Origin of the sequence: Sodalis sp. RH20 (assembly GCF_047324205.1) — a bacterium.
Classification (GTDB): domain Bacteria; phylum Pseudomonadota; class Gammaproteobacteria; order Enterobacterales; family Enterobacteriaceae; genus Acerihabitans.
This window is the reverse complement of the sequence record NZ_CP178733.1, coordinates 1,137,820-1,161,434: the sequence shown is the minus strand read 5'-3', so window position 1 is coordinate 1,161,434 and position 23,615 is coordinate 1,137,820. Positions and strand designations below refer to the sequence as shown.

General features: G+C 51.2%; 24 protein-coding genes and 1 pseudogene. 7 read left to right on the top strand and 18 right to left on the bottom strand.

The genetic code is table 11. The features are described from left to right. Positions 1-45: 45 nt before the first annotated feature. Positions 46-1,092 carry an NAD(P)-dependent alcohol dehydrogenase gene (locus ACL2XM_RS05370; RefSeq protein ID WP_413732566.1) on the top strand — a complete coding sequence of 349 codons (1,047 nt, stop codon included), beginning with the start codon at positions 46-48 and terminating at the stop codon, positions 1,090-1,092. A gap of 183 nt (positions 1,093-1,275) precedes the next feature. Here the strand turns inward: ACL2XM_RS05370 and ACL2XM_RS05365 are convergent, their stop codons facing one another. The 8 genes from ACL2XM_RS05365 to ACL2XM_RS05330 all read right to left on the bottom strand — a co-directional run bounded on the left by ACL2XM_RS05365 (position 1,276) and on the right by ACL2XM_RS05330 (position 9,514). After that, positions 1,276-2,331, bottom strand: a complete 1,056-nt coding sequence (locus tag ACL2XM_RS05365; RefSeq protein WP_413729929.1) for an NAD(P)-dependent alcohol dehydrogenase — start codon at positions 2,329-2,331, stop codon at positions 1,276-1,278. Positions 2,332-2,483: 152 nt separating this feature from the next. After that, on the bottom strand, positions 2,484-2,765 hold the full coding sequence (locus tag ACL2XM_RS05360) for a hypothetical protein (RefSeq protein ID WP_413723088.1): 282 nt from the start codon (positions 2,763-2,765) through the stop codon (positions 2,484-2,486). A 68-nt stretch (positions 2,766-2,833) separates the two neighbouring features. After that, positions 2,834-3,874 carry an aliphatic amidase gene (locus ACL2XM_RS05355; RefSeq protein WP_413723089.1) on the bottom strand — a complete coding sequence of 347 codons (1,041 nt, stop codon included), beginning with the start codon at positions 3,872-3,874 and terminating at the stop codon, positions 2,834-2,836. Positions 3,875-4,022: 148 nt separating this feature from the next. Further along, positions 4,023-4,892 (bottom strand): hypothetical protein, encoded by an 870-nt coding sequence (locus ACL2XM_RS05350; RefSeq protein ID WP_413732564.1) that lies wholly within the window; start codon positions 4,890-4,892, stop codon positions 4,023-4,025. Then, positions 4,853-5,848, bottom strand: coding sequence for a CobW family GTP-binding protein (locus ACL2XM_RS05345; RefSeq protein ID WP_413729926.1), 996 nt, complete (start codon positions 5,846-5,848; stop codon positions 4,853-4,855). Before ACL2XM_RS05345 ends, ACL2XM_RS05350 begins: the two co-directional genes overlap by 40 nt. Positions 5,849-5,923: 75 nt before the next feature. Beyond that, positions 5,924-7,579: a tubulin-like doman-containing protein gene (locus ACL2XM_RS05340; RefSeq protein WP_413723092.1), complete on the bottom strand. Its 1,656-nt coding sequence runs from the start codon at positions 7,577-7,579 to the stop codon at positions 5,924-5,926. 85 nt (positions 7,580-7,664) lie between these two features. Continuing rightward, on the bottom strand, positions 7,665-7,991 hold the full coding sequence (locus tag ACL2XM_RS05335; protein ID WP_413723093.1) for a hypothetical protein: 327 nt from the start codon (positions 7,989-7,991) through the stop codon (positions 7,665-7,667). Between the two features lie 11 nt (positions 7,992-8,002). Further along, the gene (locus ACL2XM_RS05330) at positions 8,003-9,514 is read right to left on the bottom strand and encodes a hypothetical protein (RefSeq protein WP_413723094.1); all 1,512 of its coding nucleotides are present in this window, start codon (positions 9,512-9,514) and stop codon (positions 8,003-8,005) included. A gap of 644 nt (positions 9,515-10,158) precedes the next feature. Here ACL2XM_RS05330 and ACL2XM_RS05325 point away from each other — a divergent pair. Continuing rightward, entirely contained in the window at positions 10,159-11,310 is a 1,152-nt protein-coding gene (locus ACL2XM_RS05325) for a transporter substrate-binding domain-containing protein (protein ID WP_413723095.1), read from the top strand. Continuing rightward, complete coding sequence (locus ACL2XM_RS05320; protein ID WP_413723096.1) at positions 11,297-11,944, top strand: ANTAR domain-containing response regulator; 648 nt, start codon at positions 11,297-11,299, stop codon at positions 11,942-11,944. Before ACL2XM_RS05325 ends, ACL2XM_RS05320 begins: the two co-directional genes overlap by 14 nt. A 101-nt stretch (positions 11,945-12,045) precedes the next feature. Here ACL2XM_RS05320 and ACL2XM_RS05315 read toward each other — a convergent pair whose 3' ends face one another. Continuing rightward, positions 12,046-12,939: a LysR family transcriptional regulator gene (locus ACL2XM_RS05315; protein WP_413723097.1), complete on the bottom strand. Its 894-nt coding sequence runs from the start codon at positions 12,937-12,939 to the stop codon at positions 12,046-12,048. 1 nt (position 12,940) lies between these two features. Further along, complete coding sequence (locus ACL2XM_RS05310) at positions 12,941-13,855, bottom strand: LysR family transcriptional regulator (protein WP_413723098.1); 915 nt, start codon at positions 13,853-13,855, stop codon at positions 12,941-12,943. A 339-nt stretch (positions 13,856-14,194) separates the two neighbouring features. On the opposite strand from ACL2XM_RS05310, the gene ACL2XM_RS05305 reads away from it, so the two are divergent. Beyond that, positions 14,195-14,689, top strand: coding sequence for a cupin domain-containing protein (locus tag ACL2XM_RS05305; protein ID WP_413728141.1), 495 nt, complete (start codon positions 14,195-14,197; stop codon positions 14,687-14,689). Between the two features lie 138 nt (positions 14,690-14,827). Next, positions 14,828-16,051, top strand: a complete 1,224-nt coding sequence (locus tag ACL2XM_RS05300) for an aldo/keto reductase (RefSeq protein WP_413733194.1) — start codon at positions 14,828-14,830, stop codon at positions 16,049-16,051. 135 nt (positions 16,052-16,186) lie between these two features. Here the strand turns inward: ACL2XM_RS05300 and ACL2XM_RS05295 are convergent, their stop codons facing one another. From ACL2XM_RS05295 to ACL2XM_RS05275, 5 genes are all read right to left on the bottom strand, one after another. Further along, on the bottom strand, positions 16,187-17,197 hold the full coding sequence (locus tag ACL2XM_RS05295) for a zinc-dependent alcohol dehydrogenase family protein (RefSeq protein ID WP_413729922.1): 1,011 nt from the start codon (positions 17,195-17,197) through the stop codon (positions 16,187-16,189). A 180-nt stretch (positions 17,198-17,377) separates the two neighbouring features. Continuing rightward, positions 17,378-18,433: an alpha/beta hydrolase gene (locus ACL2XM_RS05290; protein ID WP_413732561.1), complete on the bottom strand. Its 1,056-nt coding sequence runs from the start codon at positions 18,431-18,433 to the stop codon at positions 17,378-17,380. Positions 18,434-18,552: 119 nt separating this feature from the next. Beyond that, the gene (locus tag ACL2XM_RS05285) at positions 18,553-19,590 is read right to left on the bottom strand and encodes an alpha/beta hydrolase (protein WP_413733193.1); all 1,038 of its coding nucleotides are present in this window, start codon (positions 19,588-19,590) and stop codon (positions 18,553-18,555) included. Positions 19,591-19,664: 74 nt separating this feature from the next. Further along, entirely contained in the window at positions 19,665-20,096 is a 432-nt protein-coding gene (locus ACL2XM_RS05280; protein WP_413733192.1) for a carboxymuconolactone decarboxylase family protein, read from the bottom strand. A 289-nt stretch (positions 20,097-20,385) separates the two neighbouring features. Continuing rightward, a complete protein-coding gene (locus ACL2XM_RS05275) occupies positions 20,386-20,712 on the bottom strand; it encodes a hypothetical protein (RefSeq protein ID WP_413732560.1) in 327 nt (108 codons plus the stop codon). Here ACL2XM_RS05275 and ACL2XM_RS05270 point away from each other — a divergent pair. Further along, complete coding sequence (locus ACL2XM_RS05270; RefSeq protein WP_413732558.1) at positions 20,704-21,501, top strand: SDR family oxidoreductase; 798 nt, start codon at positions 20,704-20,706, stop codon at positions 21,499-21,501. The genes ACL2XM_RS05275 and ACL2XM_RS05270 overlap by 9 nt on opposite strands. Positions 21,502-21,685: 184 nt before the next feature. Continuing rightward, the gene (locus tag ACL2XM_RS05265) at positions 21,686-22,132 is read left to right on the top strand and encodes a hypothetical protein (RefSeq protein WP_413723104.1); all 447 of its coding nucleotides are present in this window, start codon (positions 21,686-21,688) and stop codon (positions 22,130-22,132) included. Between the two features lie 62 nt (positions 22,133-22,194). On the opposite strand, the pseudogene ACL2XM_RS05260 reads toward ACL2XM_RS05265, so the two are convergent. The 3 genes and pseudogenes from ACL2XM_RS05260 to ACL2XM_RS05250 form a co-directional block, all read right to left on the bottom strand. Further along, positions 22,195-22,481, bottom strand: a pseudogene (locus ACL2XM_RS05260) (MFS transporter); the annotation flags it as partial. Between the two features lie 225 nt (positions 22,482-22,706). Further along, positions 22,707-23,063, bottom strand: coding sequence for a DUF305 domain-containing protein (locus ACL2XM_RS05255; RefSeq protein WP_413728137.1), 357 nt, complete (start codon positions 23,061-23,063; stop codon positions 22,707-22,709). A 108-nt stretch (positions 23,064-23,171) separates the two neighbouring features. Further along, a complete protein-coding gene (locus ACL2XM_RS05250) occupies positions 23,172-23,597 on the bottom strand; it encodes a copper-binding protein (protein WP_413723106.1) in 426 nt (141 codons plus the stop codon). Positions 23,598-23,615 lie beyond the last annotated feature (18 nt).

Genomic DNA, 23,615 nt, shown 5'->3' with positions numbered 1-23,615 from the left:
GTTCTGTTCCTGAATTATCATTATCCAGAACAAGGGAGTCAACAGATGAAAACCACCGGCTATGCCGCCTTCAGTACCACTACCCCATTGGCGCCGTTTGTATTCGAACGGCGCGCGCTGCGCCCTAACGATGTCGCCATGGAGATACTCTTTTGTGGAGTCTGCCATTCGGATCTCCATACGGCGCATAACGACTGGGGCTGGACAACCTACCCTATTGTCCCCGGTCATGAAATTGTCGGCCGCGTCACCGGCGTCGGCCCCGACGTCACCCGCTATAAGGTGGGTGATGCTGTGGCCGTAGGCTGCATGGTGGACAGTTGTATGGAATGTGACCAGTGCCATAACGGAGAGGAGCAGCTGTGCCGGGAAGGCAATACCGGCACCTACTGCGGTCTGGACCGCATTACCCATGAACCGACACAAGGCGGTTACTCCAAGCATTTAGTGGTGCGCGAAGAGTTTGTGCTGCGCGTGCCGGACGGGCTGGATCTTTCACGGACGGCACCGCTACTGTGCGCCGGCATCACCACTTATTCACCGCTGCGCACCTGGAACGTCGGTCCGGGCAGCCGGGTCGGCGTGATTGGCCTTGGCGGGTTGGGCCATATGGCGGTCAAGCTGGCGGTTGGCCTGGGCGCGGACGTGACTGTCCTGAGCCGCACCGCCAACAAGGAAGCCGATGCCCTTGCCCTGGGCGCCGACTGCCTGCTGATTTCCACGGATGAGGAGGCCATGGCGAAAGCCGCCTCCGGGTTCGATTTGATTATCGACACCGTGCCGGTCAAGCACGATCTCAATCCTTATATGCCGCTGCTGGATATCGACGGCACATTAGTACTGGTGGGCCAGGTCGGTCCCCTTGCCGAACCGAGCACCGTGCCTCTGATCCTGGGCCGTCGCCGGATCGCCGGCTCGCCCATCGGGGGCATTCGAGAAACCCAGGAAATGCTCGACTTCTGCGCAAAGAAAAACATCCTGCCCGACTGCGAGATGATCCGTATGGATCAGATAAACGAGGCTTTTACGCGGATGGAACAGGCGGACGTACACTATCGTTTTGTGATAGACATGGCCTCTCTATCGGCTTGATACTGTATGGATATTAGTTAATTAGCTACTTTTATCATTACAATACAAGTTGAGTCATGGTGATTTTTTGTGCAAAACACGAGATAATTAGGAGTTAGAATTTTAGCAGTCGATAAATACTAATCATCAGTTGAAAAAATTATTTGAAAAAGGCGACGTACTGTCGCCTTTTCATCTTTTTAATCATGCAGTTAAAGAAGAAATATCTATAACAAAGCGATATTTCACATCACTTTTCAGCATGCGTTTCCAGGCATCATTGATATCCTGGATATTAATCATTTCAACATCAGCAGTGATGCCGTGCTCACCACAAAAATCCAGCATTTCCTGGGTTTCTGTAATGCCGCCAATCACCGAACCGGCGACTGATTTACGTCCCAGGACCAGCGGTGCGGAGTTCAGCACCGGGTCCAGTTCGCCCAAATAGCCCACCAGCACCAAAGTACCGTTAAGGGCGAGCGTCGTGACATAAGGCTTAAGATCGTGAACATAAGGCACCGTATCGACGATAAGGTCAAATTCTCCTTTTACTGCCGCCATTTGGTCGTCATCGGTGGAGATCACTATGTGATCGGCACCAAGCCGGCGCGCATCCTGCTCTTTACCGGGAGAACGGCTAAAGAGTGTGACCTCGGCGCCTAACGCTTTGGCGAATTTCAGCCCCATATGGCCCAAGCCGCCAAGGCCGACCACCGCCACTTTGGTCCCTTTGCCTACTTTCCAGTGGCGCAATGGCGACCAGGTAGTGATACCGGCGCACAATAGCGGCGCCGCGCCCTTCAGATCCAGGCCATCCGGCACTTTGACCACGAACTTATCCGATACCACGATGGTTTCGGAGTAGCCGCCATAGGTCGGCATTTTATCGTGACGATCGATATCGTTGTAGGTCAGCGTATTGCCTTCTTCGCAATACTGCTCAAGCCCCTGCTTACAAGGATCGCAGTGCTGGCAGGAATCCACCATGCAACCGACGCCAACATGATCACCGGCTTTAAAACGCGTAACTTCCGCCCCCACCCGGGTGACGCGGCCAATGATTTCATGCCCGGGCACCATTGGGAAGGTCGCATTGCCCCAATCATTGTAAGCATTATGAATATCTGAATGGCACACGCCACTGTACAAAATTTCAATCACCACATCGTTAGCCCGGGGATCGCGGCGCACAAAATTGTGCGGCACCAAATCTTCTTTCACGGCCAGTGCGGCGTAACCACGTACATTCATCGTCATACTTTTCTCCGGAATCGCCTGTTTTGCGTTACGAATTATAGAGATTAGGCTCTAAAAGCGAATTAATGAGATATTAAATAATTAACCTTTATAAGGTTATCAAGGATTGCAATTGACGATTAGAGGTGAATTTCAGATTGCACCAATGAATCTTATTCACCAATAACCCTGTACAGATGGCGCCACCACGCATTAACACCGCTTGAGGCGACAATAGGGTCCCTCAGTCCCGGACCAATCACCTTTTCGGGCGCATTCAACACCCGGGCGCGATGCCGTGATACAGGGCGGCCAAGCTTGTGCAGGAACACACCGTCCGGCCAACGCGACCGCTCTTCCAAAGCCTGGCGGGCGTCAGCGTATGATATCTGCGTATGAAAATTGCAGCTTGAAATAAGAATATTGCGGTGTAATAAAGTGAGATTAAAACGCATAAACAACCCGCTTAAGGTTCCTTAAGCGGGTTGCGGGTTGATCTTTAACGGGATAGAGCAATGGCGGCTCAGCTTTCGCTGCCGACGGCATCATGCGGCAAATCGCCATAAGGACATTGCGCCACGCCGATGGTGCCGCGGGTGATGCGCTCCACGTTTTCCTGCGCTTTTTTCGCATCCAGCACCCAGGTCCGGTAGAAATCAAACGGACATTCGGCAATGCCCTTTTCACCATCGCCCGAATGATAGACGCCGGTATAGCCTCGATGGAGCAATTTAAAAAGATGGTTCTGTGACTGATCGTATTTACGCGCATCGCGAATTTCAGGTATCGACAACTGGGCATACTGAATACCCATCTCCTCTTCCCCGCATTCACCCAGCGTATGGCCGTCAAACCCGATAATGGCGGAATGGCCGAAATAGGTATAAACGCCATCAAAGCCGGTGCAGTTCGCCACCGCGACATAGCAGTTATTGGCCCAGGCCATGGCTTTGGAAATAAGCACCTGCTGGTCTTTCGCCGGATACATATACCCCTGGCACCTGACAATCAACTCGGCGCCCTTCATGGCGCAATCGCGCCATATTTCCGGGTAATTACCATCATCACAGATGATAAGACTAATATTGATCCCTTTCGGTCCCGCGACCACATGAGTGGTATCGCCAGGATACCACCCCTCCACCGGGACCCACGGCAGGATTTTGCGATATTTTTGGATAATATCGCCTTGATTGTCGATCAGGATCAGGGTGTTATACGGGACTTTGGCCGGATGTTCCTCATGCCGTTCGCCGGTAATGGAAAACACGCCCCACACATTAGCTTCACGGCATGCAGCCGAAAAAACCGCCGTTTCATCACCAGGAATGGTCGACGCCGTGGTCATCATTTCGTCCGGATCGTACATAATGCCCATGGTGCTATACTCAGGGAAAATAATTAAGTCCATCCCCGGCAGGCCTGATTTAACACCTTTAACCACTTCCGCTATTTTCCGCGCATTCTCCATAACTTCCTGCCGGGTATGCAAACGCGGGATTTTATAGTTTACAACCGCGACCCCGACACTGGTCGGGCTACTGGAAATATCACCATGACGCATATTAACTCCTTACATGTTTTTAAGAAAAAGGGTATCGGCACATCATTGCGATGTGAAATTTAACAATTACAAGAATAACCCCAGGCCTGCTTTATAAGGGTGCGTGACGCATAACACACTTATTGCCATTTACTCCACTGGCAATAATCTAGGCCAGCGTATCCATGGATTTTTTATGGCTATATTTTTTATTACGGAAATAATGAAAGGCTAAAAATAGCAACATTAAAATGACAAACCCTGCCCCGACCATAGTGAAGACAAGCTCGTTAAAAGCAATTTCAGGATTAAACTCGACTGTAATGTTATAAACAGCCACGAAAAAAGACATAAATACAATCAGGTAGCCCAGGCTGTTGCGCCAGACGTTTTTTGTCTGTATTGACTCCGTCTGCTGGCTTAGCCGGTTAACAATCCTGCCATCCATGGTATCGGTTATCATCATGCCGGCGGTAAATACGCATCCCATGATGGCCGCATACATCGCCTGCCAATTTTGATTGCTATTGCTGGCAACATAACCCCACGCCGCCGCCTGCGTCGCCGTATCGAACACCGCGGCGAATATGACCCCGACCAGAATAATAGACAACGGATTGGACTGTTTTAATAATCGGGTCGGGAACAATTTCATTTTCCAACCTACCGGGCGGTAGTTGGCGCTGTTCATTAGTGTCCACAGATTTGTCACCCCAATGGCCAAGAGCATTAACGTCGGCAGCCAATCAAGGGAAAACCGCACCGGGGGGGGCAAGGTAAGGGTTTGCGTAAAATAGCTTACGAATATGGCAATGCCTGTCACCAGGCCGCCGTGGCCGATGGCAAACAATGTCCCCACCCACTTGGCATGGCCATGCTTATGCCTGATAGCATGCCAGGTCAGGCCGTCGATACAGGCGATATGATCGGGATCGAGGCCATGCCTCAATCCTAGGGCAAACATGATCAGTAAACTTGATAGCTGTAGGTTTAATTCAGTCATAATATAGTCACTCCGTTCCGGGGGGTAAAAACGCAATGGGAAAATTCAGCTTTCAGCATTTCGGGATCAAGATCTTTACCAATTACCACCAACTCGCTTTCATGTACGGCATCCCCCATCCATTCATCGAGATGATTTAGCGTGGTGAGCATGCGCACGCTCTGAAATACCACCGGTTCCGTAAAACCCTTGGCATTTAGCAGACCTTTCGTCCGAATCATTTTATCGCCATCCACAGCGAGCAGTGCGGTCATCCATGCCATGAAACGGTTAATATCCAGCGGCGAGCGTTCCCGCAGCACCAGGGTAGAAATGGATGGGTCATGCTCATGGGTATGATCGGTTAATAAATCAGGCTCAATTTTCAATTTTTCCGTCAAACTAAAGCCATGGGTATTCATGAGTTCGGTGATATCCACGCGGCCATATTCACTGACGTGGATATGCGCAATGGGATTGAGAGATTGTATCCGTTGTTTGACCTGATGGAGCCTTTCGGGCGTAACCAGATCGGCTTTGTTCAGGATGATAATATCGGCAAAAGCAATTTGCTCTTTTGCCTCCAGGCTGCCTGCAAGATTTTTATCAATATTAACCGCATCCACCACCGAGATAAACGCGTCCAACTGGGCGCGGCGGCTTATCTCATCGGAAACAAAAAAAGTGGACGCCACCGGCGCCGGGTCGGCAAGGCCGGTTGTTTCAATAAATATATATTCAATATCATCCGAGCGCTGCATCAGCTGATCAATCGTTTCTATAAGATCACCGCGCACCGTGCAGCATAAACAGCCGTTATTAAATTCAATCAGCTGCTCATCGCTGTGTGTGACTAACAGTTTTGCGTCAATGCTCATTTCACCGAATTCATTGACAATAACCGCGATTTTGGCGCCTTCATTTTGCAAAAGCATATGATTCAATAAAGTCGTTTTTCCGGAACCTAAATAGCCGGTAATCACTGTGATGGCGATATGCCGTTTGTTAATCATAATAGCCCCTGTAGCAGTTGACCTTTATGTCAGCTACCCTAAAGATGAAATAATCGAGCCTGGGAGGGTGGGTGATTACTGCGGTGTGGCAACCACCGTTTCCGTCATTTTTCGAATCGCCTCCTCGCGAATCACTTTACGGTTGGCCGGCGGCAATACATCACCGCGCAGTTGATCGTAAGGCACCACCACCCAGCAGGCGCATCCCCAGATACATTCACCGGCCATGCCTTTAAAACGAATGGCGGGTTCGGAAATCATCGGTCCGAGATCGATAAGCCAGGCATGTTCAGCCAGCTTCGCTTTCCAGTTGAGCGCATCGTAATTCTTCTGGCTATTCCAGAACGCGGCCAAATCGGTTTTTGCCACCCCGGGTAAAATCACGTTGCAGTAAGACGTCAGGGCATCAAAAAATTCGTAATGATAGACTTGCAGCGACGAGCCGGTTTCCATCAGATAGCTGCCGGTAATGGCTTCCTTAACATTGTGCGTCAGTTTTTCCAGGTTCATTTCGCGAGAGCAATGGATATGCAGTTCGGCAAAATCGGTTTCGAAACTGTCGGTCAAACCGTCGAAAGTCGCAATAAACTTAGTCCACTGCGCCAGGGTTTCATCCCAGACATCGCCGCTTTGTCCTGGGAGCACCTGCACCCCGGGATGGGTCAGCTTGGCAACGTTGAACAGCGTCCAGTTGCGGGATTTGGAACTGATGGTTTCGTGCGGTGCGCCGGTGAAGCCGGTCGGACGTAAAGAACGAAATAATACCCGGCTCTTGTCAAGCACGGCGAACCGCATAAAAGAATCGGCAACGAAGCGATTGGTCACCAGTTGTTTAAATTCATGGCGTACTTTTTGATTGCCGGTATCGGTATAGGATGACAGCCGTTGCCAGCTTTGCTCTGGATTTACGACAAAGAACCCGCCGGTAAAGGGGCTACGGTACAGATCGCCCCAAACGGTGGTCACGCCAGCATTTTTATCGTCATCAAGCATGCAATCGAGCTCATTAAGCGTGGTGTAAAGCCCTGGACTTTCTTTGTAGATATCCGGATCGCCGCTATGGGGCAACTGGCCGACGCCTATCACAGGCATGCGGCGCCCCAGTTTTACCGTCGCCAGGTGGCGCGCCAAATCCATCACGATCCCGCTGCCGGTTCCCCCCGCCAGGCTGAAGGACACCGTAATCATAGAGGGTAAGGTTGCCTCTTCAATATGGCTGACGAATTGCTCCAACGCGTTATGCATCGGGCGGTTGCCGTCATAATAGGCATTGGCGTATAAACCCTTGGCAATGGAGCGTGGGAAATGCTCTCCCGCCTTGGGGAATTTAGTATCATGGGGCACATAGGACTCGTAATTGGGATTCCAATAATAACGGGGATATTCCAGTTTCAGATATTCACGCGTGCGGTTCATCCCTGAAAAGTAGCTGTCCGTATCCTTCATATCCAGAACAATAGCCTGGAATTTGAAACGCGAAGCGGGAATGCCGCGCTCCTCAAGACGTTTTACCAAGGCGCCGGCATAATCCTTGGCGATTTGCATATCCTGATCGCCGATATCAACCACCATGGCGGCAAAGCGGGCACGCGGATCCTCCAATAAGTCCTCGACTTCACCGGTGCGCAGCAAAGCTTCCACATACGCAATGCCGGTCCTGCCAATACCGATGGCATGCAAGCAGTGCGGAGCCTGGACACCGGTAGCGCTGTTATATAAAGAAGCTGTCATTTTATATTCTCCTGGAGTACATGATTAACATTGCGCATATTCGGTTGAATATGCGGTACAAAGCCACAACTTAATCACACTGAATTCAACAGCGAACACTGAAAGTTTCGATTTTATCCAAAAATCCGAGATCTCTTAAGATATGCGCAACGGAGGTTGCCCGCTCATTGGCGACATATAAGATATAGTCTTCGACAAATAATCCCGGGTCGGAGGATATTATGCCTTCCTCTATTAACCTGACGCCTTTTTCCAGGTTTTCCCTGTGCAATTGTGTTCGCCAAATAGGTGATGAGATGGTAATAGCCTCATTATCGACTTTCTCAATATGCAGAAATTTATCGCCCACTACAGTGGGCACCTGGTAGCCGTCACCGTATTTTATGATCACATCGTTCCAGTTAAGCGGCATGGTGGACTCCTTTATATTTCTCCCCGAATAGCCGGGTATGGCAGATTTATCCATCGTTTGCCGGTTATGATATTGCGGCCGGCCACGCCTGTCTGCGCGTCGGAAGGCTCGCAAAGCAGCAAACCCTGTTCGAGTAATAAGGCATGGGATAGCCTTTTTTCATTTTGGCTACTTGCGTCATAACGCGCTTTCGCCTGCGCGAACAGCCGCAGATCGCTTTTCGCCAGGGACGGCAGGATAAAACGCATCTCTTGAGCGGAGCCGGCGGCGTAATGATTCACCATGATGTTCTGCCCGAAAGACTGGTGGATCGCGCGGGTCAGTTGTTCGGCCGTTTTTTTACTCAAACGCGCGCAAACCACTTCGACAAAAGCCGGCTCATAGCCGTCGGAAATGCCTAGCTGGTTTTTCAACGCGGCAAATGCCGATGGCTCTTTTACCGCCATCATGACCAACACGTGCAGCCAGCGATTGCCCCACGGGGTACGCGCGGCTGAATGTTGCGTCAATGGCGCCGCCAGCCAGTTAAGCTGGCGTAGTATTTCCCACAACCCTGCTCCGGCGCGATCCTGCAGCAATGAAGATAACGCCTGATACAACTTCCCTTGTTCTGATGGGGTCGGCTCCAGGTCCGGCACCATCAGGAAACCTGCGGTAAAGGGATTTTTGAACAAATCACCGCACGATGGCGTAATACGCTGATTCAATTGATCATTACACAGACATTCCAATTCATTTAACGTGGTATAGACATTCGCCGGCGCGATAGTGTCATTCGCCGCCGAAGCCGGTGCCAGACCTATGCCAGTAACCAGGATCCGGCGACCGAACCGCACGGTGGATAAATGCCGGCTGAGATCCATCGCAATAGCGCTTCCGACCGCATCAGCCAGGGAAAACACAATGCAGACCACGGATTCGGTTTCTGTTTGGCCGACGCTTTGGGCGAATCTTTTCAGGGCATGCCAGGCGGGCCGTTCACCGTGATAATAGGCCAGGCTATACATGGCCTTGACATAGGCCCGGCTGAGGCTATCCCGGTCCGGCGCGTTCCGCTCCGATTCCGTTAGCCAGGGAGCAAAGGTATCCGGATTAGGTATCAAGGGATATTCCAGTTGGAGGTGCGCGGCGTGCTGGCTGAAAAAATCGCCAAGCGCATCGGGTTTACCTTGCTCGATTGCCAATGATTCATAAAAGTATTTATTACCGTCCAGGGCCGCGGGCAATACTGGGAGACCAGCGTCTGCCTCTCCGGCCATATCCACCGAAAGGATGCTCAGCCGTGACCGTTCATGATCCAGCAGAGTGTCGGGCATTTGGCTGACAAATTGACGCAAGAAAGCATTGGCCGCCATGCCGATACATACCAGATGAACATTGTAAGGCACCGCCTCGTCATCGCTGATACGGTGTATACCTCGGGTTAAGGCGTCAAGTTTGCGCTGGCGCAGTTTGGCATCGGTACTGCCGATGGCCGGAACCGGCCTGCCGCGTAGTAAATCTATCCCAATCGCTGATGGCATACATCCTACCTCGTCTGTGTTTAACATTTCAGCCCGGCGATACATTGGCCCGTCTTCGCGAACCAGAGAGTCAACATTCTGGCTGGCGGCAAGCCGGCGGGCTTTATAGCTCATCAAGGCAAAAAAAAAGAGCCCCAAAAATGCGTGGTTGAACGCATTTTTAGAGGCTCTCTTGCCTGGAGTGATATCGGCCATCTGGGCGATAACATGGTTAAACCTTAAACATCAGGGTGCCTAAAGTCAACACCCCGGCAACATGAGATTATTTTTTTTAACCTATTGATATTAGGCATATCGAATTTATCTTTTTACAAATTTTCCTTAGGATTAAGATGGTTACATAAATCATTCCCTTGAAGATGTTTTTCTTATACATCAGCGCATTTATTGAAAGATTTTAATATCGCCATACATATTAGTACATGGTTAATATGCTGGATAGAAAACATCTTATGACACATCCGACTAAGTAAATCGTTACCAGCGACGTAATTCAATTATCACATCGTATAAGTAAATATGATTTTCAATCCGGTTGCTTTATTTTTATTCTGCTTTTAACTACTGGATATCGCGGATGACATATAATCCAAATATCATATTCAACAAAAATCCTGGCGAAAACTGGAAAAGGAAATTAACCAATGATATTAAACAAGCATAGTGATGCCGTCAGGGTTGGCGTCTTATTCTCCTCGACGGGATTCACCTCAAAAATCGAAAGATCGCAAATGGAGGGAACATTTTTTGCCATTGAAGAAATCAACAATAATGGAGGAATCAATGGCAGGGAAATTATTCCTATTTACTACGATCCCGCCAGTTCGCCTTACCGTTTCGCTGTTTATGCGGAAAAACTGATAAAAGAAGATCTGGTCAACGTGGTTTTCGGCTGTTATATGTCCAGCACTCGAAAAGCCGTGATGCCTATTATAGAAAAATGGCAAAAATTACTCTTTTACCCAACACCTTATGAAGGTTTTGAATTTTCAAACAATATCATCTACACCGGTGCGTCACCCAATCAAAATAGCTTTTTTTTGGCTGATTATATGGCAAGCAATTATGGTACCCGTGTTTATATGGTTGGCAGTAATTATATTTACCCTTATGAGTCAAATCGCATCATGAGCGATTTCATGACCAACTTTCCGGGAGGGGCGGTGGTGAGCGAGCGTTATGTGGATCTGAATGCCGGCCGGGAAGATTTTCACTCTATTGTACAGGACATTAAATTAACCCACCCCGATTTTATATTTTCTACAGTGGTTGGTAGAAGTACCCAGGAATTTTATTTAGCCTGCCATGATGCAGGACTTCATCCAGATAAAATTCCAATAGCCAGCCTGACCACCAGCGAAGCGGAAATTTCAGAAATGCGCACGGGGGTGTCAGCAGGACATATCACTTCAGCGCCCTATTTTCAATCAATTGATTCTAAACGCAATAAAGACGTTCTCAGCCGATTTAAATCTAGCCCGTTTTATACCGTTGAGCCGAATATGTGTTGGGAGGCCGCCTATTTTCAGGTGCATCTTTTCGCTAATGCAATGGCAAAATCCGATACCGATGACATAAGCCAGCTGTTTCCGTATCTGCTGAACAGCGAATATGACGCCCCGCAAGGAAGGGTGAAAATCAATCCGCACAATAATCACACATTATTGTATCCTAAAATTGGCAAAGTGAATAAACAGGGGCAATTTTCCATTATCAAAGAAGTCACTCAAGGGGTGGATGCAGATCCCTACTTTGTTAACTATTCTCCGCCTGGGGTTGATAATGATAACGCATAAAATTTTCAACCGGGCAAAAAACAAAAGCGCCAGCCTGCGTTTTTTCAGACGTATCAGGAGCTGTAAAGTCGTTATATTTCATCCTGATGATGATGACCTCAAAATTCTCACGCAGCAACTGCACCGTATTGGCTGCCAAAGCCTGACTATATGGCCGCCAGTAAAAGAGGTGCCCGACGATATCGACGCGATATTCTGGGCCGTGCGCATGGAATACCTCGCTGATGAATACCTGATGCAGCATACGGATATCCCGGTCATTGCCATTATCAATTATGAAAATCCCACCGTTATCGACGCCGCGCTGCATGTAGGGGCTAAGACATTGATGAGCAGTCCCATCCGTCCAATCGGGGTACTTTCCAGCCTGGTGATGGCATTTAAAAATCATTACGACTGGAAGGACTTAAACCGTCGCATGGAAAAACTTTCCACCAAATTACGTATTGCCGATGTCATCAGTCAGGCAAAGGTGATTATTTCCACCATCCGGGGCGTTGATGAACTTGAAGCCTACGCGATCATTCGCGAGATGGCCATGAATGAAAGAATGTCGATCGAAGACATGTCGAAATCCTTGATTCGGGCCAATGAATTACTCCAGCTAAATAAAAAAAAGCATGACTTAAAATGAACACAATCCCCGAGTGATAAAGTGAACGCGGGCCAGTAGATTCCCGTTAATGCGCCAGCCCGGTGCTTTCCCAGTATTCAATATCGGCATCACAAGCGTCATCACTCCGGGTAGCGCAGCGCATCGACGATGACGGATAAGGCAGGAGAAAATTGCCGCCGGTTCGGATAGTAGAGATGATAGCCGGGATAGGGATCGCACCAATCATTAAGCATACGAATCAACCTTCCCTCGGCGATGTGCTCAAGCACCATGTCTTCGGGGACAAAGGCCAGGCCGTGTCCAGCCAGTGCCGCCCTGACGATGGACGAACTGTTGTTAAATACCCATTGTCCCGACACACGGAGCTTGACCTGCTGTCCATCCTTATCAAAATCCCACGGCAATAAGCCGCCATGGGTTGGAAGCCGAAGATTGATGCAATTGTGCTGAGCCAAATCATTTGGCGTCCCGGGCAGAGGCCGCTTTGCCAAATAGGCAGGTGAGCCGACGACAGCGATGCGCATATCGGGACCGATACGCACGGCGATCATGTCCTTAGCCACCTGATTGCCCAGGCGAACACCGGCGTCGTAGCGCTGGGACACGATGTCCGCCATGGTGTAATCAATAGTGATCTCGACATTGATATCGGGATATTCGCCGAGGACTTTGGATAGTTTGGGCCACAGCACACTGTTTGCAGCGTGCTCAGCCGATGTAATACGAACCGTTCCTGCGGGCTTGTCACGCAGCGCATCCACGACGCCCAGTTCAGCATCGATCTCCTCAAGACGAGTCGAAACATTAAGGAATAGCCGTTCCCCGGCTTCGGTAGTGGAAATATTCCGGGTGGTGCGGGTCAGCAATTGGACGCCCACCTGAGCTTCGAGTCCACTGATGGCATGGCTTAATGCGGAAGGGGTTACGCCAAGCAAGGCAGCCGCCCGGGTAAAGCTACCTTCGCGCACGACGTTGATAAAGGCGAGGACCTGGCTGAAGTTTTTGCGGGCCATTCTAGGACACCTCCGCCAGATCGGACGGATAGCGTAGCGCTTCAATCAGCACGGCCATGGCTCGCGAAGAAGATTGACGGCGTATCGGATAACAGAGGTGATACCCCGGAAATATTGGGCTCCACTCTTTCAAAACCTGTATTAGCTCGCCACGGTTAATATAGGGCTGCGCCATTTCCTCCGGCACATATCCCAGACCGAAACCTGCCAGCGCGGCATGCAGAATCTGCCTGGTGCTATTAAAAACCAGTTGACCGTCGACCCGCACATTCAATTGCTGCGGGCCCTTTTTGAACTCCCAGGCGTAGATTTCGCCGTGGCTCATCAGATATAAATTGATACACTCATGCTCCGTGAGATCGTGCGGCGTTCCGGGAGCAGGACGCCTTGCCAGGTAGTCTGGCGAAGCAACAATCGCCACACGCATGTCCGGTGCGATCCTTATAGCCGTCATATCACGAGCCACTTCACTGCCCAGGCGTATCCCCATGTCATATCGTTCAGCGACAATATCGGTAAAACGGGACTCCACAATGAGTTCGACCTTGATATCGGGATACTTGGGCAGCAGTTTGACCAGCCTGGGCCACAATACGGTTTCGGCCGCATTTTCAGTAGCTGAAATACGAATGGTGCCTGCGGGCTTGTCGCGCAATTCGCCGACGGCTGTCATTTCCTCCTCGATTTCCTCGAACCGGGGCGCAATGCGATCTATCAAGCGTTGACCGACCTCTGTCGGCGATACGCTGCGGGTGGTTCGGGTCAGCAGACGGACCCCCATTCTTTCTTCAAGGGAACGCATGGTGTGGCTCAGTGCCGACTGGGACATTCCGAGTTGCGCGGCAGCGCGCGTAAAACTTTTTTCGCGTGCCACCGCAATGAAGACCAACAGATCACTGTAGTTATCTCTCGGCATTGCCATAGTCCCTATAGATATTATTCATGAAAATGACTCACAAGTGTTTCCCAACTTTACCATCTAGTCGCCGCCAGATCCATTATCTATAGTAAGGCTCATAGTAAGAATGCGTCACAACAGCGTCGCACAGGTCCCTCGCCTCTTCATTGCCGCGCCTCGAATGCGCGGTTGATATGGGGTTTCGAGATGGAGGCGGATCAGCAAAGACGCACTATGGAAAGTATGACGGAATGGCTGAAAGCAGTAGTGATAAACGACTGACCAAAAGCTCGCTTGAGCCTATCGAACCGCTCAAGGAAGAATCCATTCAATTAAGCAGGACGATAAGGACCGCCGATGAAGTCACTTGCATTGAATACCGCCGTTTTGCTGCTTCTTGCTGCGAATGTATCAGCCCGGCAGATTCCAGAGGTGATGGTCACCCGTGCCGGCTCGCAGGCGTCCAGCGCAGGTCCCGAGAAGAATTTTACGGGGCCGGTTCGTGTGGATTCCCGTTTTCAGGCGATCTCGCCGGGCAGGGCCGGCGGCGGTATAGTCACGTTCGAGCCGGGTGCTCGCACAGCCTGGCATACCCATCCACTGGGGCAAACCTTGATCGTCACAGCCGGCGTGGGCTGGGTTCAGCAATGGGGAAAATCACCGCAAGAAATCCGACCGGGTGATATCGTCCAGATCCCACCAGGTGCCAAACACTGGCATGGCGCCGCCGCCACCACCGGTATGACCCACATGGCCATCGCCGAAGCGCTTGACGGAAAATCGGTCGATTGGCTGGAAAAAGTATCGAACGACCAGTATCAAACCGCGACGTCGCACGCAGCGACGAAGTAGCGACGCCGCCTTGTCAAGGATTTAGCTTTTTGGCATCGCGCGGTGGCGAACCGGGAACGACGGACGGTAACACTGTTGAAAGTCAAATCCGACGCGCTGGCAACGCTGCCTAAGTTAGACAAATCAAAGGAACTGCCCATGTCTGGTATTGATTTACAACGCGAGCCAAGTGGCCGCGAAACAATAAACCTGCAGCGCCGTCATTTGCTGGCTTCAGCCGCAATCCTGGGCATTGCGCCATGGGTGCTCTCTGCCTGTATGACGTCCGCAGCTTTCGCGGCCGATATCCAGACCTCTTCCATCGCCGGTTCACTGCCGGCCAGCCAGCGGCGCAAACTGGGCACCCTTGAAGTCTCCTCCATTGGCCTGGGCTGCCAGTGGGTACCGGGTACGACCAGGGATTCGGTATCCGACTTCTATCATAGCCCCCTCGATCGGAAAGCGGCGATAACACTCATCAGGACGGCAGTCGAGCGTGGAATTACGCTTATCGACACCGCTGAAGCCTACGGTCCCTTCATCTCCGAAGAAATTGTCGGCGAGGCACTGCAGGGCATACGCGGAAAAGTGGTCATTGAGACCAAATACGGCTGGAATTTCGATCAAAAGACAGGCAAGCCGCTCGGCGGCCTCAACAGCCGGCCGGAACACATCAAGCTCGTGGTCGAAGGCATGCTGCGGCGTCTGCGCACCGATCGCATCGACCTGCTCTACCAACACCGCGTCGACCCGGCCGTGCCGATCGAAGACGTGGCCGGGGCGCTCAAGGATCTGATCGCCGAGGGCAAAGTGCTGCACTACGGCCTTTCCGAACCCGGCATCCAGACCATCCGCCGTGCGCATGCGGTGCATCCGCTGACGGCTATCCAGAACGAGTACTCAATGCTTTGGCGTGGACCGCAGGCGGCGGTCCTGCCGGTCTGCGAGGAGCTGGGCATTGGTTTTGTCTGCTGGAGCCCGCTTGGCATGGGCTTTCTGACCGGCAAGATCACCGCCGATACGCGCTTCGTTGCCGACGGTCCGCGGGAGTTTCGCGCTACAGTGCCCCGCTTCGCCCCCGATGCCCTGCGCGCCAACATGGCGCTGGTGGACGTGGTCAGGACCTGGGCCGAACGTAAGAACGCGACGCCGGCCCAACTGGCGCTGGCGTGGCTGCTGGCGCAAAAACCCTGGATTGTGCCGATCCCCGGCACCACGAAAATTGCCCATATGGAAGAAAACCTTGGCGCCACCGCGATAAGGTTCACTCCCAATGAACTGCGCGAACTCAACGCGGCCGTGGCGTCAGTCAAGATCCAAGGCGATCGGCTTTCAAAAGGCGTGCTCGCGTTGTCAGACGTTGAAGCGCCGTTGAAAGACTAGCGAAACCCCATGCTTTGGCCCGTGGCGGAGTAAGCCTACTGCTAGAGGGCAGCGCTTTATCTTACGGCTTTACCGCTATCGACCAGGCCGGCTTGCGCGGCGTTATGTTTCACCACGGTTGGCGGTCCGATTCATTCAGCAACGGACGACCACCTTGCCAAAATGCGAACCGCTGTCGAGGTGGGCATAAGCTGCCCTGGCATCGTTAAACTCAAAAATGCGGTCAATCACTGGTTTGATATTGGACATCGCCATTATTGCACAAACATCTTCCAGCGTTTCACGACTGCCCACTGAAAACGGCCTGAAGGTTGCCAGGCTGCCAAATAACGCTAAAAAATCGATGCCTGCTCCCTGGGCGCTTAAAAAGCCAATGGATGCGATTTCGCCGCCAGGAGCAATCGCGCGCAGCGACTCGGCGATAGTTCCCGGTCCACCGACTTCCACAATACGATCAACGCCCTTGCCCTGCGTCAATTCACGCACCCGCTCGCCCCAATGGGGTTCTTCCTGGTAATTGATAACCTCGCTGGCGCCAAACTGGCGTAATCGTTCCGCCTTGGCGGCACTTGAGGTTGTTGCAATGACCGACGCGCCAAGAACCCGGGCAAATTGCAAAGCGAAGATAGAGACGCCGCCGGTTCCTTGGATAAGTACGGTGTGTCCAGCGCGTATTTGCGCGGTGCCGCTCAATGCGTTCCATGCCGTAACCGCTGCGCAAGGCAGGGTCGCCGCCTCCTCAAAGGAAAGATTGTCGGGCATATGAACGACAGCTTCCTGGCTAACCACTTTGAATTCGCAAAGCCAGCCATCGTTCTCACTGCCATAACCGCGCTGATTCGAATACATCGGCATACGCCCGCCAAACCAGCGGGCATGGAATAGACCCACCACCCGATCGCCTATTTTAAAATCGTGCACATCCGGCCCGACGTCGACAACCTCCCCCGCGCCATCGCTGGTCGGCACCAAGCCCTTACGATGACTAAGGGGATAGCGATTGCCCAGCATGGCAATATCACGATAATTCAGTGAAACGGCCCGAACCCGGATTAATACTTCGCCTCGTTGCGGTCGCGGCGTCTCTTCTTCACACTGTTGAAGATCATCTAAGCTTCTAAAATCAAGCAACCGGTAAGCTTTCATAATATTAGTCCTCTATAATTTTATAAGCTGCCGCCAGCCAATCTCTGCCACGAATAGGGAAACCGTAGTGTTTTTCCCCAAGAATAATGGCAAGACGGCAATACCCGCACGGCGCAGCTTGCTGATGGTTGTGAACGGCTATAAGTAGCCGATCCACCCGAAACCATCTACGTCCCTGAATTACAGCGTTCTTCCATAGAAGGCGGTCAGCTTGCCGATGGCGGCGTTCACATACTTGGGAACCCAGTAGGTTTCGATATGCGTGGCGCCATCAATAATAAACAATTCCTTGTCCTTGGTGCCGGTGGCCTTGGGGAACGCATCTTTGGTCATGTACAGGCTGTCGGCCTTGCTGCCCGCGATCATCAGCAACGGCTGTTGGATAAGATCAATATGGTCGGTGGCGTCGAAGCGCATCAGGTCCAGCAGGCTGCTGGTGGTGTACTTGAAGGTTGAGCCGGGGTGCGCATACGTCTTCCAGTAGTACTCGTAGCCCTGGCGATACAGTTCAAACGGCAATTTGGCAATCTGCGCATCGGTGAGATTGGCATCACCCGAATAGAGTACTTTACCGCCGGCCGCTTCCTGGGCGCGGGCGGCGGAAGCCTGCTGCAGGCGCTGCTGGATAGTGTCCATTTGCGAATCGTTGTAGCCATTGCGGCGAACCCGTCCCGAATTGAACATGCTCACCGTCGCCAGCGACTTGAATCGCTTGTCGGTTTGCGCCGCGGCCAGCGAGTATCCCCCGCCGCCGCAGATGCCGAGCAGACCCAGGCGTTTCCCATCGACGCCGGCATATTGAGTGATGTAGTCCGCCATACCGTGGATATCCTCAATGCGGTACATCGGTTTGTCCACGCTGCGCGGTTCGCCACCGCTGGCTCCCTGATACGCCGCATCGGCGGTGATGGTAATGTAGCCATGCTCAGCCAGTCGCTGCGCATACAGACCGGCCACCTGCTCTTTCACCCCGCCGTTCGGATGCGCTACCACCACCGTCGGATAGGACTTCTTCGGATCATAGTTGGCAGGGGTATAGACGTTGGCGGCAATATCCAGGCCATTTAGCTTATAGGTGACCGGATGGATATTGACCTTACCTGGCTCATTTTGGGTAATGGCGCCATCGTAGACCAGGGTAAACGGGTTATTCCGATAGTCCGCCGCCCCGGTATTGCCTGCCGAGAGGCTGACCATGGCGGCCAAGAGCATGGCCTTGATCATTTTGTTTTTCATATTAATACTCCTAAAGGTGAAAACGTCGCGCGCCGGCAAGATATTCCGCCATCATCGCGGCCACCGGTCTTTGCCTGCGCGGCGCCCGGGCTACTCGCCGCGGTTGACCTGTTGTTTTGTCAGTCCAGTTTTTTCTCGGCAAGGAACGTCGACACGAGATCCGCAATCTGGACATTATTTAAGTCTGCAAACGGAAAATGGGTGTTGCCTTTAATACCGATCTCGGGCAGATGTACGACCGTGACATCACCGCCGTGCTTGTTAACGACATCACGCCACTTGCGCGCCATTTCAAGACGCGCGCGCCAGCTATCCTGGGCCGGCATGTCAGTCGGTTTGTCAGGGATATTGTCGCCGTAATAAATGACTATGGGGATGCGCGTCAGCGCCATGAATCTGTCCAGGGGAACAGTCTCGCCCCGCACAATATCAAAGGAACTGGTGATCGGCGCCGGCACCTCTCCATCAGGAAAGATAAAGCTGCTGCCCGGCTCAAATGCCACGATAGCTTTGACATTCTTGTTCTTGATGGCCGTCAGCCAGCCCGGCCCGCCGCCTTGCGAATGAGTGAACAGGATACCTGGGCCTATCTTGTCAAAGAGCGCGGAAGCACCGTCGGAGACGACATTCATGTCAAACGGTCCGGTATTGGGGGTCATCGACCGGAAGAACTGATCGAGCGTCCCGGCGCTGCGGTCAAATTGCACGCCTTTGAAATACTCAGGCCAGACTCCCACGCGAAATTGGTTGAACCACATTTGTTCGTCCGGCGTAGGCTTGACCAGGGTTTCGACCATACTGCGGCCGGCATTTCCCCGACGAGGCTGGTCAATCAGATACGTGGAGAAACCGCGTCGTAGAAAAATGTTTTGAAAACCCTCGCGGCCATCCGCCGTGGTTTCCCAGGTTTTGGAGAATTGACCGGCGCCATGCCACATGACGATGGGATACTTCCGGGGATTGACCGGTATCTGATAAAAAGCATAGAGATGGTCGCCGTGATAGGTTTGCCCTGCTGGCTCCATGGGCTTTCTGGGGTCAAATGTGCCCGGCGCGGTGTTCACATTCCCGCCAACGGTAAAACTTCCCTGCGCTTGAATGACCAGCGGCTTTTGCGAGTTTGTGTCAGCGGCGGTCGCATTAAAACCAGCGGACATAGAGGCCACCACCCACGTAATAGCCCAGAGTCGTTTCCAGCGGCTTGCTATCATATTATTATTTCCTCTTCACGTTACTTATCAGGTTGCGCATATACGGCTTTGATAATGGGTAAGGACGACATTGCACGTGGCCACCCTGCATAAAATGCGAGTTGAGTGGCAACCTCCGCCGCCTGGGTCTTCGTCAATCCACTTTCACGGGCCTTGTTCAGGTGGAAGGAAAGCTGCTCGAGCTGCCCTCGGGCGATAAGTGCAGCGACCGTAACCAAACTGCGATCACGGGCTGCCAGATCGGGTTGGCGCCATAAGTCCGCAAACAGAACATCGTCGGTATAACGCGCCAATTCGGGCGCAACCGGTGCGATATTTTCCTTTACAAGCGCCGCCCGCTCAGCCTCGGCGGCCTTATCGACCGGCAACAGTGCCGACGACTCGGGACGTGATGTGTCGGGTGTGATCCCACGTTGTTTGAAAACGCTCTTCGCGACGCCTACAGCCGACATGGCTAACAATCTTTTTTTTTTTTTTTTTTTTTTTTTTTTTTTTTTTTTTTTTTTTTTTTTTTTTTTTTTTTTTTTTTTTTTTTTTTTTTTTTTTTTTTTTTTTTTTTTTTTTTTTTTTTTTTTTTTTTTTTTTTTTTTTTTTTTTTTTTTTTTTTTTTTTTTTTTTTTTTTTTTTTTTTTTTTTTTTTTTTTTTTTTTTTTTTTTTTTTTTTTTTTTTTTTTTTTTTTTTTTTTTTTTTTTTTTTTTTTTTTTTTTTTTTTTTTTTTTTTTTTTTTTTTTTTTTTTTTTTCACACACAAAACTCTCTCTCTCTCTCTCTCTCTCTCTCTCTCTCTCTCTCTCTCTCTCTCTCTCTCTCTCTCTCTCTCTCTCTCTCTCTCTCTCTCTCTCTCTCTCTCTCTCTCTCTCTCTCTCTCTCTCTCTCTCTCTCTCTCTCTCTCTCTCTCTCTCTCTCTCTCTCTCTCTCTCTCTCTCTCTCTCTCTCTCTCTCTCTCTCTCTCTCTCTCTCTCTCTCTCTCTCTCTCTCTCTCTCTCTCTCTCTCTCTCTCTCTCTCTCTCTCTCTCTCTCTCTCTCTCTCTCTCTCTCTCTCTCTCTCTCTCTCTCTCCATGGCACAAAAAAAAAAAAAAAAAAAAAAAAAAAAAAAAAAAAAAATGAAAATGAACATTATATGCAATAGCCAGATCTCAAAAGGTGGAGTAAGGATGATCTCCGGCGCCTCAAGTGGCATCGGCGAAGCCACGGCACGTCTGCTGGTCGCTGAGGGCGTCCATATCGTATTGGCGGCGCGGCGGCGCGATCGAATCGAAGCACTGGTTGAAGAGCTTGGCAACAAGGCGACCGCTATAGTGACCGACGTTACTGACAATAGCCAGGTCGAATGGCTGTTTGCACAGGTAAAAGAGACTTTCGGCGGGCTCGACCTGCTGCTGAACAATGCCGGCCTTGGTATCCATGCCCCCTTTGCCGAGAGTGCGCCGGAACAATGGCGCGGCATGATCGATACCAATCTGATTGGGCTGCTTAATTGCACCCATGCCGCCATTCCGCTGCTGCAGGGTCGCCCTGGCGCGATGATCGCCTCGATATCCAGCACTGGCGGCCGCTATGGCGTAGAAGGCTGGTCGGTCTACTGCGCGACCAAGTACGCCGTGGTCGGCTTCCACGAAACATTGCGTAAGGAACTGGGCGCGGTAGGTATTCGCGTTTCTGTTATTGAACCCGGCGCGGTCTGGACGGAATTTGGCCACAACCTGCCTGAGCAGGCGCTACGCGAGCGGCGCGCAGCTTTGGATGCCCTGCACGCCGAGGATGTCGCCCAGGCGGTTGTTTATGCCTTTGCTCAACCGCCCCGCGTACTGGTGCAGGAAATCCTTGTTCGGCCTGTAAAGCAGGTTGCGCCCTAATCAAGCAATTCGCTTCGGCAAATGATCCTTATCCCTGCTATCGGCACCTCATGGAGATTCGTTACGCCGCGACCGCTTAGCACAGCACTACAGCAATGTGCCCTCAGCCGGATAGCCTGTATTAATGCGATCTTCCCACGGTATCGCGCTGACTCGCTTGTTACATATATAGCCAGAGAATGAGATGAACGTAAAAGCAAAAGTAACGACAGTGGCGTGGATGGCCACCTCTATCGTCATGACAGCTGGATGGCCGGTCGGTAACGCGGCCGAACGCCAATCCACATCCGTAACCGCCAGCACTGAAGTATGGAAAGTGGCAAACATACGCACCGCCTATGCGGACGGCACCTATACCGCTACGGGGCAATACGGGAATGCGCCCTCGTTTATCACGGTTACCGTTACCCTGCATGCTGGTCTCATTACATCCGCAAACATCAAAACCCATGCTACCAATCCCATTTCACTGGATTATCAGCGGCGGTTCGCCGACGCGGTTCCTGCGGTCGTGGTCGGCAAGCCTATTGAGCAGGTCAAAGTGGACCGTCTTGCCGGCTCAAGCGGCACGCCGGAGGGCTTTAATGCCGCTCTGGAACAAATCAAGAAACAGGCAGCCAAATCAGGTTGACCCGGCTGATACAACCTGCGGTTGTATACCGGTACAAGCCAGGTTTACAGGACCTCATTTATTTGCGCCAGCCCTTTCACCTTTGCGCCGGCAGCGCGGTCGGTATAGATAAAACCGACGACAGAAACAAGTCGTAGCACACGCCGTGCAGCAGGACGCCGAGATACAGCAGGAACCGCCCTTTCTCACTGACGCCCAGGGCGAAAAAAGCGTAGCGAACGAACCTGTCCAGCATGCCGATCAGCAGCATGTACTTAACGCCCAGGCGGCGGAACAGCAAAGGGATGCACCACATAAAAAAGATTTCAAACATTTGGCCGAAAGCCATGGCGGTGCTGACATCGCTAAGCCAACATCGCACGGAACGCGAGATACCATGGGCCCGGCTGCGAGCCCTTTTGATACCCACCCGTAAACCTCAGCGCCAGTCACCGGACGCCCAAGCCCAGTCCTGGACGGCAGACCTGGTATTTATAGCGGGGCAGCCCGTAAGCCTGCATTTCATCTCCTGATGTCTACCGGGAGTGGAACTCAGCTTTATCGTCTGCTAACAACTCTATTAATTAACTTGTTATTATTTATTATTATTTTTCACCCAGGTTTGCATCTGATCGATTTCCGGCTGCTGAGCGTTGATGATATCTTGCGCTAATTTCCTCATTTCAGGATCTTTACCATATTTGAGTTCAGTTTTAGCCATTTCAATGGCGCCTTGATGATGCGCGGTCATACCTTTTGCAAAGGCTACATCCGGGTTGGACGACATCATGCCAGCCATCATGTTGTCATGCATACTTTGCATTCCAGACATGTACTCTTGTGCTGCTGGCGACATTGAGGACTGATTATCCATATTCATACTTTGGCCGGCGGCGAACACAGCTACGGGAGACATCAACGCTATCACCACAACTAATAATTTCTTGTTCATTTAGTTACCTCATTATGTTAGGTATTATTAACATTATAAATATTAACGATATTTATTTTTTTGAAAGACCACAATGGCATACGAACAATTGTGGTCCTATAATGAAACTCAATTCATTTTCTTCAAATGTTCATCAGCCATTTGCTGATGGACTTCTGAAAATCCATTTTTACCGTTCTCGTGTATGACAGCTGCTTTTTCATGCTCATTCATATCCTTGAAGGGCTGGGCCGTCACCGGTTTTTTCACTTCCTGGTTATTACCCATCATTTTTTTGTGCTGCTCAGCCATATACTGATGGGCTTGGGATTGTCCATTTTTCGTGGATTCATGAATATTAGCTGCTTCCTCATGTTGGTCCTGCTGCAGCTTGCCAGCAGCAATCTTATTTTGTTCTGGGGATTTTTTCACCATCAATTGATGGGCCTGCGCGCTACTGTTATTAACAGACTCATGCACATTGCCATCACTCGCAGCATAAGCACTCGTAGCAAAAACTAAGGCCATTGCGGTAGTCAAAATAATTTTTTTCATCTTAAATTCTCCAATTAT